Origin of the sequence: Cyclobacterium sp. 1_MG-2023 (assembly GCF_030546805.1) — a bacterium.
Taxonomy (GTDB): domain Bacteria; phylum Bacteroidota; class Bacteroidia; order Cytophagales; family Cyclobacteriaceae; genus Cyclobacterium.
This window is the reverse complement of sequence record NZ_JAUOPC010000007.1, coordinates 189615-204712: the sequence shown is the minus strand read 5'-3', so window position 1 is coordinate 204712 and position 15098 is coordinate 189615. Positions and strand designations below refer to the sequence as shown.

Sequence of the window (15098 nt, the reverse complement as noted above, 5' to 3'; positions counted from 1 at the left end):
TTATGTCTCAAGGAAAAGTAATTATTTTTTCAGCTCCTTCCGGATCTGGTAAAACCACTATAGTTAAACACCTACTAGCACACGAGCCTTTATTAGGCTTTTCTATTTCTGCATGCACCCGAGACAAGAGGGGTAGAGAAGAAGAAAACGGAAAAGATTATTATTTTTTGACTCCTGAGGAGTTTCGGGAAAAAATAAATCAAGATGCTTTTATTGAATGGGAGGAAGTTTATGCCGGCAACTTTTATGGTACCCTTAAGGAAGAAATCAAAAGAATTTGGGATCAAGGAAGGCATGTTATATTTGACGTAGATGTAAAAGGAGGCATTAACCTAAAAGAATATTTTGGTGACAAGGCCCTTTCCATTTTTGTAAAAGTACCTTCAATGGAGGATTTGGCCCAAAGGCTAAGAGATAGAGGTACAGAGACAGAAGAAAGCCTGTCGAGAAGAATCTACAAGGCTAAGTTTGAAATGGGCTTTGAGAAAGAATTTGACGTGGTTTTGGTCAACGAAGATTTAGATCGTTCTTTCAAGGAAGCAGAGAAATTGGTTGCAGACTTTATTAAAAAATAATTGATTTGAAAGTAGGGCTTTATTTTGGGTCATTTAACCCTATTCATGTGGGGCACTTGATTATTGCCGATACTATGCAAGATCAAACGGAGTTGGATGAGGTATGGTTTATCGTTTCCCCACAGAACCCAATGAAGTCGAGTAAGTCCTTGTTACATGAGTTTGACAGACTCAAAATGGTGGAGCTGGCTACAGCAGACCATTTTAAGTTTAAAGTAAAGGATGTAGAGTTTCATATGCCAAGACCCAGTTATACCATAGATACATTAACTTACCTTACAGCGCAATATCCAACCCATGAGTTTTCCTTAATCTTAGGAAGTGATAATCTGAATCATTTTCATAAATGGAAAAATAGTGAGGAATTATTAAAACAATACAAGCTTTACGTATATCCTCGTCCGGGGAGAAATAAAAAAGTGACCCACGAAAATATTCAATTTGTAGATGCCCCGCTTCTTGATATTTCAGCGACGTTTATTCGCAAAATGATTCATAAAGGAGGTTCGGTAAGATACTTATTGCATCCTCATGTGATGGATTATATTCGAGACAAAAAATTCTTCATCTAGTTAAAAGTTGTGGCCTACATTTGCGGATTTATCTCTAATTCCTTGCATGAATTTTCTCTCTTAAAACTTTCGGCAATTGTTGATCGCTTGATTTTACAATTTTTAAGAGGAGAGGCTTGATGATGGTAGCCTTTTTTGAGGGGGGAAAGAACAGTGATTTTCTGCTACAGTTTCTTTAGGCAGTAGAAAATCACCATTCTGTCTTTTTTTTGAACCCGGATTATGTAATAGGATTTCCCGTGTTTACGGGAAGTGTTGCAATCGCAAGAAAATCAGGCTGTTTGGAGATTTTAGCATAGCTCCGCTATGGTAAAATTGAAAACAGCAACGAAGTGGCTGATTTTGAAGCGATTTCAGCACGTAATAGATTGTCTATTGCATATTTCGGGTTGAATTACTCTATCCTGGTTTTTATTTTCTGATTGATAAGGTTTGCAATTCCTTTTCCTTGCTCCACGCCATTATCAATGGCCGGAAGGTAATGGATACCTCCAAAAAAGCGACTAATGGCAGCCTCAGAGGATGCAATACGGAAGGAGTCAAATTCTCTTACTCCTAAGCCAAATTTAACTTCAGTTGAATCAACAAAGTGGAAAGGTTCACCCAATAACTTTGTTAAAGCTTCCGCTGCAGCTGTTGATACTACACTGTGTCCACTGGTGTATTCAGGGAATGGGGGTGTTTGTAACAAGGGCAGCCAGTTTTTATCCATGTATATATTGATATAGGTTTCCGGTCTAATCAATACACTTCGGTATTTTTCATCCCAACATGAAATGAATCCATCGAAAAGATAAATTGCGGTAGTGGCCATGGTCTCTGAAGTCGCTTTCCAATCAAGTTTTTTGGTTTTTGCTGCTATTCCTGCAATACCCATCCAGTGACCTCCGGGGGTGATTTTCTTTTCAGCATACATGACATGACCTTTTACATTCATTTTATATGGATTACAATCCCAGAAAAAGGCAATTTCTTCTTGTTCACCCTCAATATTAACCCGGGCATCCATCACCGCTTTGGCATCTTGGTAGAAGGTGCTTTCCGGAATAGTGTCAAACGCAGGCGGAGGCTCGGGTGCAAATTGACTGGCAGAGTCTAAGAAGAACGGTCTGATTTTATTCCAATGGGGTTCTATGGCTTCTATATAAGCCGGTGGAGTTGGCTTCCAAGAACCCAAATCTTCTGTTGGTGTATATTTACCAAAAGACCTGCTCTGATGGTAATTGTCCTCTGATGCGTATGCCAGTATCTCCTCAGCTACAGCATCTCCCAAGGCAATTGACGCCTCAAATTCCTCATCCGGCATACCCGCACTTTGGATTTTTTCAAATAAATTATCCCGGTTTTCAATTAGAAATTGCTCGGTAAAAATCAATTGAAGCGCAACTTTATAATAAGCAGCAAGGCTGGCCAACTGGTAATTTGCTTTTGGGTAGGCTGATGGATCTACCGATAGTGGTTTGGACTTATTCAATTGCCCCATTAGTGAGGCATAATTATCTGGAGCAGATAGTGCAACTATTTCATAGGAGGCAATGGAAGGATAGGCATAAATCCTACTTGCAACGGGAGGGGAAAAGATGTCATGGACAAGAGTTTCTGTGAGGCTCTCGTTGGCTTCTATTAGGTAATAGTTGTCGGCTAAAAGTTGCTTGTATTGATTATTTTCACCGCAAGAACCTAGGGATAAAAGCAGTCCTATGCCTAGTAAATAGGGGTTGAAAAGGAGTTTTAATTTTTTTGATAACATGATTTGAAAAGATAAAAGGTGATTAATAGTAGTTATTAGTGAAGTTTGGTTTTGTTGAGGTGGTCTTGGTAGGATTTAAGTATCCAATTTCCTACCTCTTCGCCTTGGTCTTGTCCTCTGGTTATGGCATCCATATAATGAATGCCTCCATATAATCTTGAGATGCTTGCTTCTTCCGATGCCTGCATGAAAGAAGTGAATTCCCTGCTTCCTAAGCCATATTGTTCTTCTACAGTGTCTGTATATTGGTAATCTTCTCCAAAAAAGTGGGTGAGGATTACCGCTGCAGTGGTAGATATGGTGGAATGTCCACTAAGATATTCCGGAAAAGGTGGCGTTTGTAACATGGGCTGATAAGTGGGGTCAATGATTTTGCGAATGGCCGTTTCAGGTCGAATTCTGTCACTTCTGTATTTTTCATCCCAGCAGCTTATAAATCCATCCATAAGCCCAATACTTACCAAACTGTTAATTTTTATTGTTTCTTCGAAATTCAAATTGGATTGCTCACAAGCGATTGCGGTGATTCCCATCCAATGCCCGCCCGGTGAAATTTGCTTGATCCCTACCATCAGATGGCCTGTCTCTTCTAAGGCAAATGGATTACAGTCCCAAAATGCAGCAATTTCACGTTGTTCTTTATTCATTTCAAGGCTGTAAACTTCTTCCATTAAAGCATAAAACTCCGATTGGGGGTCGGTAGAAAATGCTACCGGAGGAAGTGGTTTGAATTGATCAGCAGCCTTCAAAGTAAAGGGGCGGATGGTATTAAAATAAGGTTCTACCGGTGGAAAATAACCGGGTGGAGTAGGGTACCACTTTCCGGCACCTTCAGAGGGTTGATACCTTGGATAATTGCTAATTTCCCTGTAATGGTCATTTTGGGCGTAACTTAATATCTGTTCGCTTATCTCTTCTGCATACCTGCTCGCTTCCGCAATTTCCTGTTCAGTATATCCCCAGGATTTACATGAATCGGCTAAAGTTAACTTGAATGCATCTAATTCTGCACCGGATGGCTGCATGGCAGAGGCAGTATGTAGCATGGCAAAAAGGGCACTTATTTCATGTGAAGGACTCTCCAAACTAGGTTCTGTAATAGAGGGGAAATTGTTTAAGAAGCCGGTAAAAGACGGATATTTCTCATTGGAGATGGCAATGGTTTCATAAGCAGAAAGGCATGCATAGGCATAAAATCTGGCAGCTAAAGGTGGGTTGGTAATGTCGTGAACCATCAAATCTGTCATTTTCTCAGTTGCCCGGCCAATGCTGGCAGCTGGGACAGCGCGCTTTCCCACTGGGGCTTCGCAGGCCATAGTAAGTAGCGCCAGTATAAAGGGGATTGAAATCGCTAATCTATAACTAGCCAAGCTATTTGCTTTTAAAATTGTCATTTTATTAATTTTCACTCTTTGGCAACTTATATGTTTTTAGAGTACCTTGATTGATGCCAAATAAAAGTTGGTCCCCAATTTGCAAAATACTTCTCACATCTCCTTTCACATCTAGACCGGATTTTATTTGAGGCAAATAATTAAAATTACCCTGCCCGTCACCCAATAATACAAGGCCGTGATTGGCATCATATTTACCAAAACGAAGTCTTGCTTGGTTAATGTTCCCTGTTACTATTAAATCTTGGTGGCCATCTCGGTTGATATCTAAACTTTCAATAGCAAAAACAGGCGATACTTGAGCTTCTAGTGGTAATGCAGTGTGTTTCATCCCCTCTTTTCCATTGATAAATAGGCTTGTCTCCAAGTGGTTGGCCTTCAAATGACCGGCACTGGCGATATCCTCTTTAGAAAATATATTATCCAAGCCTGCTTCGGAAAAAGTTTCATAGTCAGTAAATCTGGTACGCATACTTGACATTTGGTGCAATAGCTCGTCACGAGTAAGGTAAGGATGACTTTTGCCTTGAATATAGAAACTTAATATAGGATCCACCGCCCCATTGTTGTCAAAGTCCTTGTAGTGCATCTCTGCAGGTTGTTCAGGGCTAACTTTTACCTGACTGTTTAATCCGTGATTGCCAACAACCAGATCCGGTCTTCCATCAGCATTTAGATCAGCAATATGAAGGGTGTTCCACCAACCACTCAATTCTTCAGCGAAAAACGCTTGACTCACATTTTGTAATTTTTGTCCCTCAATTTTAAAAACATTAATGGGTAACCATTCTCCAATGACGATCAATTCAGCTATACCATCCAAGTCAAGGTCTGCCCATTGGGCATCAGTGATTAGACCTAATTTAGAAAGCTCAGCGAACCATTCTGCGGTTTTATCCAGAAACCCACCCTTTCCATCATTGATAAGGAGCAGGCTTCCAGGTGTTTCGGGATATCTGCCGGGTATTACGCTAGCTCCAATAAAAATATCGGGAAAGCCATCCTTATTGACATCATGAATGGCTATGGCCCCAGTACTGATAAGCATTTCAGGTAAGGAATGGATGGATCGGGTTAAATTCCCCTTGCCATCATTGAAGTAAACCCTGTCTTGTAATCTTTTATCCTGGGGCATGAATTCACCATAACCGCCGCTCGCCACATAGAGATCCAATGAACCGTCTCCATTTAAGTCAGCCCAAGTGGCATCTGAGTCTTGATAGTCTTTGTCCACTTCAAAGGCCGGAATGTGTTTTTTAGAAAAAGCACCGGCTTTGTTTTGTAGCCATAATGCCGCAGCTTGCCCTGCTTCTCCACCTATAAAAACATCTTCCAGTCCATCTCCATTGACATCCGCTTTTGTTAGGACAGGCCCGGAAAAGGACAGTGGATTGACCAAAAGTGGCTGTCTTTTGAAGTCATTGATTGATTTTTTCAAAGCCTTGTGGGCAATAGGGGAAGGGGTTTCCCTAAATAGAGGGCTTGTTTGTTCCTGGTCATTGATGGTATCCTCTGCATCAATCTGAGTAAATACAATGGTTTGATTGCTTTTGATCTTGTAACGGCGTTCTACTTTACCACCCGGCCATAACACCTCCAAGGAATCAATGATGGTATGCTTGCCCAGCCCAAAATGTAAAACAGGAGATACACTGGACTGATAACCTCTGACATGCATTTGCTCGATTTGCTGCAATTCCCCACCTGCATAGCTTTTTATTTTGGCACCTATACCAAAATGGTTTAGCCCACTGCCTTGTAGCTGGATTTTTAAGAAATTATTGTTTCGTGAAAGACTGTCAGTATTGTTTCTGTATATAGAAGCGACATGGTTTACATTATTGGTAACCAAATCTAAGTCCCCATCATTGTCTAAATCTGCATAGGCCGCACCGTTTGAGTTGACCTTTTGGTCCAAACCCCAGTCCTTTATTTTTTCTTCAAAAATCCACCCATTGGTGTTTTTATAGATATAATTGTTCAAGTCTGAAGAGGGCATTTGGTGAACCAAATCCAAAATATTATCTCTTCTGAGGCCGTTTTTATTGTTTTTAAGATAATCAGCCATGTATTTTAAAAAATCCTGATTGGTATAGTCCCTGGCATAACCGTTGGTAATAAATAGGTCTTTTAACCCATCATTGTCAAAATCGGCTAATAAAGCTGCCCAGCTCCAGTCAGTATTGGAAACTCCGGACATTTGACCTGTTTCACTAAAGCTTCCATTGCCATGGTTGAGGTGAAGCATGTTCCGCATGTATTGATGGTGGAACCCCATTTTTAGCCCAAACTCAAACTTTTCATAATTGTCTGGAGCCATAAGTAATTTCTGCCTTTTATTGTCTTCCGGCAACATGTCTAAGGTAAAAATGTCCATCAGGCCATCATTGTTGACGTCTGCAATATCATTTCCCATGGAGAAATGGGAGGTATGATCCAACATTTCGTTGATGCGATTTGTAAAAGTCCCATCTCCATTGTTCAAGTAAAGGTAATCAGGAGCAGTGTAGTCATTGCTTATGTAGATGTCTTGCCACCCGTCATTGTTAATGTCTGCAATGCCTGCACCCAAACCATAGGATAAGGCTACTTTTAAAATTCCGGCTTCTTGGGTGATTTCGGTAAAAGTTTCCCCATCATTTCTATAAAGCTGTGGACCTGCAGGGTCTGACTCATTTAATAGGGCTAGTGTACTGGGTTCATCCAATACCGGAATGGATTTTGGATTATGGTTGAGTAGAAAGAGGTCCAAGTCACCATCATTGTCAAAGTCAAAAAAACTTCCCTGGGTACTGGTTGCCTCACTGTCAATACCGTATTGCTCAGCCATCTCCTTAAATTGAGGGATGTTTTTTTCGTTATTCCCTTGGTTGATGAAGAGTTGGTTTTTCCTTTTATCCGGAGGGAGGCTTCCTGAATAGCAAACATAAATATCCAACAGTCCGTCTCCATTGACATCAGCCATGGCTGTACCCGTTTTCCAAGGAGCCGCTCTGGTTCCTACCCCTGCTTCTTGGGTGATGTCATCAAATTTAAAATTACCTTTGTTGAGATACAGCTGGTTTTCGACCATGTTTCCGGTAAAATAAAGGTCTTCCAAACCATCTCCATTGAGGTCACCGATGGCTACTCCACCCCCATTGTAAAAATATTCATACATCAGTATGTTTGTGTTCAATCCTTCTGTAAGTGTGTTTTCAAAGGTTATCCCTGTTTCTTCAGGGGTAAGAAGGGTAAATTGCTTTAATTCGTCCTTTTTCACAGACTCTTTCTGACAACCAAGCAAGACCAATAGGGGGAGAATGAACTGGATTTTATTGAGTAAATTATTGGACATAGAGAGGAAAATATGAAAGGGTAAATATAGTGAGTTTTAACAGTTTCTCCTTGTATTCCTTGGGCTTATCTTAGAATTGGGCTGATGGTCAGATAGCTTACCTTTTATTTTATCAGGCTGAGTATGTTTTTATTACTGTTTGCTTACTTCTAAATAGTATTTACCAGAAGGAGTTTTTAATGCTCGGTAGTAACAAAAAAAGAGCGACCATTTGATCGCTCTTTTTTTATTGTTAGTATGGATATTAATTAATCTTCATATCCCGGGTTCTGAATAAGCTCTCGGTTTCGTTGCATTTCATCAAAGTTAATTGGCATGAAATACATTTTATCTAACCAGAGTCGGTTTTCTTTACCGGGATCTATGTCGATCACCTCATAGGAATAGTCGTAGTTTTCAGTATTATAACTGTATATGGTCACGTCTTTTCCTGCTTTAAGGGTCCCCACGATATTGATCCCATTAGGTTGTCTTCCCAAGGTTTCTGGGGCAATCATCCAGCGTCTGGCATCATAGAAGCGCTGTTCTTCGTGAACCATCTCCTTGCGTTTTTCATTGATCAAGGCTTCCATTAGCTCTTCTCCGGAAGCAGTAAGCGCTGGCAATCCGGCTCTATATCTGATTTTATTTAACCAGGTTCTTGCTTCTTCATCATTACCCAAGGCAATATTTGCTTCCGCATAATTAAAGACGGCTTCAGTAAACCTTAAATGTGGCCAAGGAATTTCTTGCCAGGTGTTTTGATCCACAAAATTTGGATCCGGTTCAATGAATTTTCGAATATAATATCCCGTATAACTTCCATTCCAGTCCTCAATAGGGCTATTTCTTGTATCCAATCCAAAATGGGTTACTTTTTGACCTTCACTATTGATTACTTCATAAGTACCTGTTTGAATTTGACCAAGTGGGTCTCTGGCCTGATTGGCAGAGGACCTTGGTTTCCATGGTGCTCCTTCATATAGGAAAGTTGCATAAAATCTAGGTTCACGATCTTCGTAAGGAGCGCTTGCATGTTCTTCATCCTCCCAATCAAAATCAGAACCATCCATCATTTGATAATCATCAATTAGAAGCTGTACAGGCGTGTTTCCTGCCCAGTTGTTGTATCCATTGGGTCCATTGTGAAGTCCATGACGTCCACCTGTTTCAGGCTTTTGAGACAAGAAATACCTTCCGAAAATCATTTCACTCTCTCCACCATTTCTTGAAAGGGAGTTGTTCATATAGGTCTGAATCGCTTCTTCCTGTGAAAGAGGCTCAGATAGATCCAGCATATTTCCACTGGCTTTGTCAAGAACAGCCTTGGCAGCAGCCGCGGCTTGTTGGTAACGGTCAGCTTGGCTGCCACTGGTATAGCCGATCAGTTCTTTATTTTGGTAACCTGAAATTACAGAAGATTTTGCAGAAGCCGTTGGCATGTCATGCAAATCAGATGCTGCATAGATCAATACTCTTGACTTCAAGGCCAAAGCGGCAAGCTCAGTAGCCCTGCCACCGGTAAGGTCTTTTCCTGCCAATAAGGTAGCTGCTTTGTCTAGGTCTGCGATGATAAAATCTACTACTTCTTCATAAGTATTCCTTGGAAGTTCATAGGTTTCTTCATCTAAAGTAAAGGTTTTATCTGCAATTGGTATCCCTCCAAAATTCCTTAACAATTGGTGGTGAAAGTAAGCTCTCATAAAAGTAGCTTCACCAAGCAATCTGTCTGCTATTCCTCCTTCATTTGCAAAAGAAGGATCTGTCAGGTTATCAATGGCGATATTGGTTGCCCTTAAATTACTATAAAGGTCAGGCCAGTTTCTTGTGTAATCCATCCATCCCGGTTCCTGAGGGTTGGATCTTGCTTCTGTTACGGTAGTAATATTTCTACCGGGGTGAGTGAAAATGGTTTCATCAGTCAAAGATGCCAAAGCCTGCTCACTAAAACCGCCTTGTCCCAAACCTTTGTATAAGTCAGTCACAAAAGCTTCTGCAAGTCCCGGATCTGTCCATACTGCAGATTCCGATACTTCTCCTTGGGGTGGTGCATTTAAAAACTCTTCATCACAAGAAAAATTGAGAAAAGAGATCGTCAATGCCAACCCTAGATATTTTATATTTTTCATCATATTCAATGTTTTAGGATTTAGAATGTTACGGATAGACCAGCATTGATTACCCTAGCTTGTGGATAGTATTGTCCTGTTGCATTGTCTGATTCAGGATCATATACTTTTAATTTATCCCAGGTAATAAGATTCAGCCCATTGGCATAAAACCTCAAGTTGCTAATGCCAAACCTTTCGCCAAACTGCTGTGGCACGGTATAACCGACCTCAAAGTTTTTTAATCGAATGTAATCTGAACTTCTGAACCAGAAGTCATTTCCATTGGAATAATATTGGTCACTTCTGTTGGCAATCCTAGGATAAACTGAGCTTTCGTTGTCTACAGTCCATCTGTTTTCGTAAAACTCTAAAAGGTAATTACCGATGTTACCGGACTCTCCAAGACTAACCTGAGCGATGGCGCCGGCAGCTCCTTGGAATAAGATGGCTAAATCCCAGTTTCTGAAAGAAGCATTTAGATTGACACCCCCTTGAAATCTTGGAATATTATTTCTGTCCAGTCTCACCCTGTCAAGTGGTGTAATTGCTCCATCGCCATCATAATCTTTAAACTTCATGTCACCGGGACGTAAGTTATTGGTGATGTCAGAATAATCCAGGGTCTCCGCATCAATTGCTGCCTGATTCGGGAAAACACCATCGTATAAATATACAGGATTAGGAGTATTCATGGGGCTGCCGGTTGACAGTTGCCAAGAAGGGGCTCCCGGGGGCTCATCCCAAAAAAGAATCTTGTTTTTGGCATAACCGCCATTGGCACTTACACTATAAGAGATGTCTCCTGTTTGTCCCCTGTAGCCAATATTGATATCAAAACCCTTGTTTTCCACTTCTCCGATATTCTCTGCCGGAAGCAAGGAAGCCAAGCCGCTTGATTGTGGTACAGAAGCATTTTTCCTCCAAAGGATATTGGTTCGTTTGTTATAGAAGTAATCAAATTCAAAAAAGATTTTTCCTTGAAGCAGTTGTCCTTCTATACCAATATTGGAATTGTTTGCTACTTCCCAAGTAATGGCATTGTTCGGTACCCTTGTTTCATACAAGGTTTTGGCTTCAGTGTTTTGCAAGATTTGGCTACTGAAACCATAGGTTGCTAAGAATTGATATTCTTGTAAAGAACCATCATAATAAATCTGATCATTCCCCATTTGTCCCCAAGACCCCCTGATTTTGAAGAAGTCCATGGCGGTAATGTTGTTTTTCCAGAAGTTCTCTTCCGAAATCACCCAACCGGCCATTACGCCCGGGAAGAAACCAAACCTAGATGCTTCAGGAAAAATATAGGATCCATCATATCTCCATAGGAATTCGAATAAATATTTTTCCTGATAGTTATAAGCAACCCTTCCGAAATAGTTAAGCCTTCCTCTGGTGAAAGCTCCACCGCCATTGTTTTTTTCTGCATCTCCACCGGCAAACATTTGATCAATGGCAGGAGAAATGAAATACCTTCGGTAGGCAAAGAAGTCATTGCCTTCTACCGTTTCCTTATTGACACCGGCCAAGGCATTGAAACCATGGTCACCAATTTGCCTTTCATAAGTAAATACACCACCCAATAAGATATTTAGTTGGTTGATATTTGTTTGTGTTAACCTAGGCTCGGCTGGTCCTCTTTGACTTGCTACCAAGATAGGGGTAACACCATCTGCCTCAAATCCACTACCTTTTTGGTATAGGGTCCATGGGGTTTCCCATCTTTTTTGTAACCTGTTTAGGTTATCAATTGCGGCAGTACCTTGAAATTTCAAACCTTCCACTCCGGGTATTTTGATGTTTAGAGCACCATTGGTTTGGAAATAATTTCTAGTATCTCTGTCATAGCCGGTTGCATTCGTGGTGATCACCACTGGGTTTTCTCCATTTTCAATATCCGGACCGGGTCTGCCGTCAGGCCAATAGGCCGGCTCGTGTGGCTTTCCTCTCATCTGCATCCTGAAAATTGCTCCGGCACCTCTGGTTGGAAAAAAACGGTACTCCTGACGGGCCAATACACCCAGCTGAAGGTCAATGTATTCATTGATCTTAGCATCAAGGTTGATTCGCATATCGTATTGTTTGAATCCGGTAGCAGAGTTTTTATAATAGGCATCTTGGTTTTGGTATCCCAATGATGCCATGTACCTTAAACTTTCAGAACCTCCATTCAGTTGTAGATTATGTCTAGACTGAGGAGACCAGGTTTTTAAAGTTTCCCCATACCAATCGGTATTTGGGTAATTCCAAGGGTCTGTTCCTGCACGGTGCAAAGCCAAGGCTTCCGGACTAAATGGAGCTGTTCGCTCTTGACCTGCCTGGGTGATGTAGGTACCTGTAGATCGATAAGCATCTGTAGCAGCTCTCCACTCATTGGTAGGTAGCTCATAGACATTTAAGTCATTCAACATTTCACCGTATTGGGCTGCATCAGCCAGCTTGGGAATGGTTGTTGGTTGGGCAAAGCCTTGGTTAAATTGATAGGTAAGCTCAGGCTTTCCTTCTTTCCCTCTTTTTGTGGTAACCAAAATCACACCGTTGGCAGCTCTTGCTCCATAAATGGCTGCAGATGCATCCTTTAGTACGGATATGTTTTCAATGTCGTTAGGGTTTAATCGGTCAATTCCTCCTGCTCTGGCAGGGATACCATCAATTACAATCAGGGCATCATTGTTTCCAAGTGTGTTGGAACCACGAATCCTAATGCCTGCACCGTCATAACCGGGCTCACCGCTTCTGTTAACAGCGATCACACCTGACATCCTACCTGCGATGGAATTGGATAAATTCATCGCCGGAGATTTCACCAAATCGCCACCTTTTACTGTAGATACGGAACCTGTGATGGTTTCCTTCTTTTGCTCACCATATCCCACGACTACAACCTCTCCTAAGGATTGCATGTCAGGGTTTAAGGTGATGTCGATGGTGCTTTGGTTGTCCACTGTAACCTCCTGACTTACAAAACCTACGAAGGAGAAAACGATGGTTTCATCGGATTCCTGTAGGTTGATGGAATAGTTACCATCGATGTCAGTGACTGCACCTCTAGTGGTGCCCTTCACCAATACCGAAACACCCGGTAAAGGCAAATCATCCTCCCCGGATATGACTGTCCCGGTTACTTCCCTGGACTGGGCATGTAATGTTAGGCTGCTTGACAAAAGCAAGGCCAGGCCCAACAAAAACAATTTTGTTCTGGGTAAATAGTTTTGCATTCTTTATTGAATTAGGTTAATAAATGTTTAGGCGTTATTGTTAAAATAACACTTAAAGTTGCTGGTAATTTTTATAATAAACAATAAGGTAATTGTAGCATAAAAATGCCTTATTATATCACCGTTTAAATTTGTTTAGCTATTCAATAAAAGTGTTAAAAAAACATTTATAATTTTAATATTTATATAAAAAAACAGTTATTTTTTACTAAAACGAAAAATCTAAAAAAAATGAAATTTAAAGAAAAAATAGAATCTATTAAGGATGTTTCAGCCAAAGGCTTTTTCTATTTGAGTATTAATGTTGAAATTTGATTTTTGTAATTAAACTATTGGGAAAAATAGTAAATTTTAGATTGATTCTGGGGAGCTAATATTTGAAGCGTTGATTTGGTATTTTGTCTTGCAGGCAAAGAGTCTTCGAAGAGGCAAGAAATTTTTTATCTATTTGTATTTACCTATATTTGTAGGATAAGGTTTAATACAGAAAAGAATGGTCAGCTTATGGCTGTCTGTTCTTTATTTTTTTATGTAGAGAAAGGAAAGTGTTTGCCTTTCAGGGGGGGGGATTGTATTTGTAAATAAGCTTATAAATTCATCTCACCAAATTTCTTTAAACCCGAAATAATCAATCTATTACCTGCTGAAATCACTTCAAAACCTGTCAATCGTTGCAATTTTGGGTTTCACCCTAGTGATACTATTTTTAAATCCCTCAAAAGTCTGATTTTCTTACGGTTAAAACATTTGAATCTTATTGTATGGCTCGGGGTATATCAGCCTCCTTAATCTTCAGGATAAAAAAAAGCCCTAACATTAAAAATGCAGGGCTTGGTATCGTATGGGATAATATTGACTTATATCGTCATTATTTCAGCTTCTTTCTTAGCGTATAGCTCGTCTATTTTAGCAGAATGCTGATCAGTCATTTTCTGAACAGTATCTTCGGCTCTTTTAACATCGTCTTCGGCTACACCTTCTTTTTGAAGCTTTCGCAGGCCATCGTTGGTGTCTTTTCTAACGTTTCGTATACTTATTTTTCCGTTCTCACACTCATTTTTCACCTGCTTTACCAAGTTTTTTCTACGCTCCTCAGTTAATGGTGGTACGCTCAATAATACCATTTCTCCATTGTTCTGAGGATTTAAACCTAGGTCGGAGTTGATGATTGCTTTTTCTACTTCCGGAATTAACTTTTGTTCCCAAGGTTTGATGGCCAAGGTCCTGGCATCTGGAGTAGTGATAGAGGCTACCTGTTGTAATGGAGTTGGGTTGCCATAATAGACCACCATTATACCATCCAAGAAATTAGGCATGGCTTTGCCTGCTCTTATTTTTATTAATTCGGCAATTGTATGCTGAACTGCTTTGTCCATCAAAGACTTTGCCTCTTCTAAGTAAAGCTGAATCTCTTCCATGAGTTAAATTATTTAGATGTGATCAACGTACCAACTTCCTTGCCATTGATAAGGTCCAAAAGGTTATCCGTTTTGTTCATATCAAAAACAATGATTGGGAGATTGTTTTCTTGACATAATGTAAAAGCTGTCATGTCCATTACATTAAGGTTTTTCTCATAAACCTCTTGAAATGTGATGTTAGAATACCTCGTGGCAGTAGGGTTTTTTTCAGGGTCTGCTGTATAGACCCCATCCACTCTTGTACCTTTAAGTACCACCTCAGCTTCAATTTCTATGGCTCTTAAGCTGGCTGTAGAGTCGGTAGTGAAATATGGATTGCCAATTCCGGCACCAAAAATTACAATTCTCCCTTTTTCTAAATGACGAATGGCTCTCCTTCTTATAAAAGGTTCGCAAACACTTTCCACTTTAATACCGGACATAAGGCGTGTATACATGCCGTTTTGCTCAAGTGAACTCTGAAGTGCCATCGCATTAATTAAGGTAGCTAACATTCCCATGTAATCTCCTTGAACCCGATCTATTCCAACTTTGCCTGCTTGTACACCTCTAAAGATATTACCTCCCCCTATGACAATGGCAATTTCCACGCCAAGATCATGAACATTTTTAATCTGAGTGGCATATTCTTGAAGTCTTTTGGAATCAATGCCATAGCTATTGTCTCCCATCAGGGCTTCTCCGCTAAGCTTAAGGAGTATTCGTTTGTATTTCATCTTCCGAATTGTTTTCAGTTTTACTAGT

9 protein-coding genes are annotated in these 15098 nt (G+C 40.4%); 2 read left to right on the top strand and 7 right to left on the bottom strand.

The genetic code is table 11. The features are described from left to right. Positions 1 to 2: 2 nt before the first annotated feature. Positions 3 to 575: a guanylate kinase gene (gene gmk, locus Q4534_RS13260; protein ID WP_014020597.1), complete on the top strand. Its 573-nt coding sequence runs from the start codon at positions 3 to 5 to the stop codon at positions 573 to 575. Between the two features lie 5 nt (positions 576 to 580). Next, positions 581 to 1147 carry a nicotinate (nicotinamide) nucleotide adenylyltransferase gene (gene nadD / locus Q4534_RS13255; protein WP_303613628.1) on the top strand — a complete coding sequence of 189 codons (567 nt, stop codon included), beginning with the start codon at positions 581 to 583 and terminating at the stop codon, positions 1145 to 1147. Between the two features lie 394 nt (positions 1148 to 1541). On the opposite strand, the gene Q4534_RS13250 is transcribed toward nadD, so the two are convergent. From Q4534_RS13250 to pyrH, 7 genes are all read right to left on the bottom strand, one after another. Beyond that, positions 1542 to 2897 carry a vanadium-dependent haloperoxidase gene (locus Q4534_RS13250; protein WP_303613627.1) on the bottom strand — a complete coding sequence of 452 codons (1356 nt, stop codon included), beginning with the start codon at positions 2895 to 2897 and terminating at the stop codon, positions 1542 to 1544. A 35-nt stretch (positions 2898 to 2932) separates the two neighbouring features. Then, on the bottom strand, positions 2933 to 4291 hold the full coding sequence (locus Q4534_RS13245) for a vanadium-dependent haloperoxidase (protein WP_303613626.1): 1359 nt from the start codon (positions 4289 to 4291) through the stop codon (positions 2933 to 2935). 4 nt (positions 4292 to 4295) lie between these two features. Continuing rightward, entirely contained in the window at positions 4296 to 7628 is a 3333-nt protein-coding gene (locus tag Q4534_RS13240; RefSeq protein ID WP_303613625.1) for a VCBS repeat-containing protein, read from the bottom strand. A gap of 248 nt (positions 7629 to 7876) precedes the next feature. Next, positions 7877 to 9736 (bottom strand): RagB/SusD family nutrient uptake outer membrane protein, encoded by a 1860-nt coding sequence (locus Q4534_RS13235; protein WP_303613706.1) that lies wholly within the window; start codon positions 9734 to 9736, stop codon positions 7877 to 7879. Between the two features lie 20 nt (positions 9737 to 9756). Further along, a complete protein-coding gene (locus tag Q4534_RS13230; protein ID WP_303613624.1) occupies positions 9757 to 12933 on the bottom strand; it encodes a TonB-dependent receptor in 3177 nt (1058 codons plus the stop codon). An 857-nt stretch (positions 12934 to 13790) separates the two neighbouring features. Beyond that, a complete protein-coding gene (frr, locus tag Q4534_RS13225) occupies positions 13791 to 14351 on the bottom strand; it encodes a ribosome recycling factor (protein WP_303613623.1) in 561 nt (186 codons plus the stop codon). A gap of 8 nt (positions 14352 to 14359) precedes the next feature. Further along, positions 14360 to 15070 carry a UMP kinase gene (gene pyrH / locus Q4534_RS13220; protein WP_014020605.1) on the bottom strand — a complete coding sequence of 237 codons (711 nt, stop codon included), beginning with the start codon at positions 15068 to 15070 and terminating at the stop codon, positions 14360 to 14362. Positions 15071 to 15098: the final 28 nt, after the last annotated feature.

Excerpts from the sequence above, each read along its gene's own strand:
- gmk (WP_014020597.1), top strand. The coding sequence starts at position 3 with ATGTCTCAAGGAAAAGTAATTATTTTTTCAGCTCCTTCCGGATCTGGT.
- Q4534_RS13250 (WP_303613627.1), bottom strand. The coding sequence starts at position 2,897 with ATGTTATCAAAAAAATTAAAACTCCTTTTCAACCCCTATTTACTAGGC.
- Q4534_RS13245 (WP_303613626.1), bottom strand. The coding sequence starts at position 4,291 with ATGACAATTTTAAAAGCAAATAGCTTGGCTAGTTATAGATTAGCGATT.
- Q4534_RS13240 (WP_303613625.1), bottom strand. The coding sequence starts at position 7,628 with ATGTCCAATAATTTACTCAATAAAATCCAGTTCATTCTCCCCCTATTG.
- Q4534_RS13235 (WP_303613706.1), bottom strand. The coding sequence starts at position 9,736 with ATGAAAAATATAAAATATCTAGGGTTGGCATTGACGATCTCTTTTCTC.
- Q4534_RS13230 (WP_303613624.1), bottom strand. The coding sequence starts at position 12,933 with ATGCAAAACTATTTACCCAGAACAAAATTGTTTTTGTTGGGCCTGGCC.
- frr (WP_303613623.1), bottom strand. The coding sequence starts at position 14,351 with ATGGAAGAGATTCAGCTTTACTTAGAAGAGGCAAAGTCTTTGATGGAC.
- pyrH (WP_014020605.1), bottom strand. The coding sequence starts at position 15,070 with ATGAAATACAAACGAATACTCCTTAAGCTTAGCGGAGAAGCCCTGATG.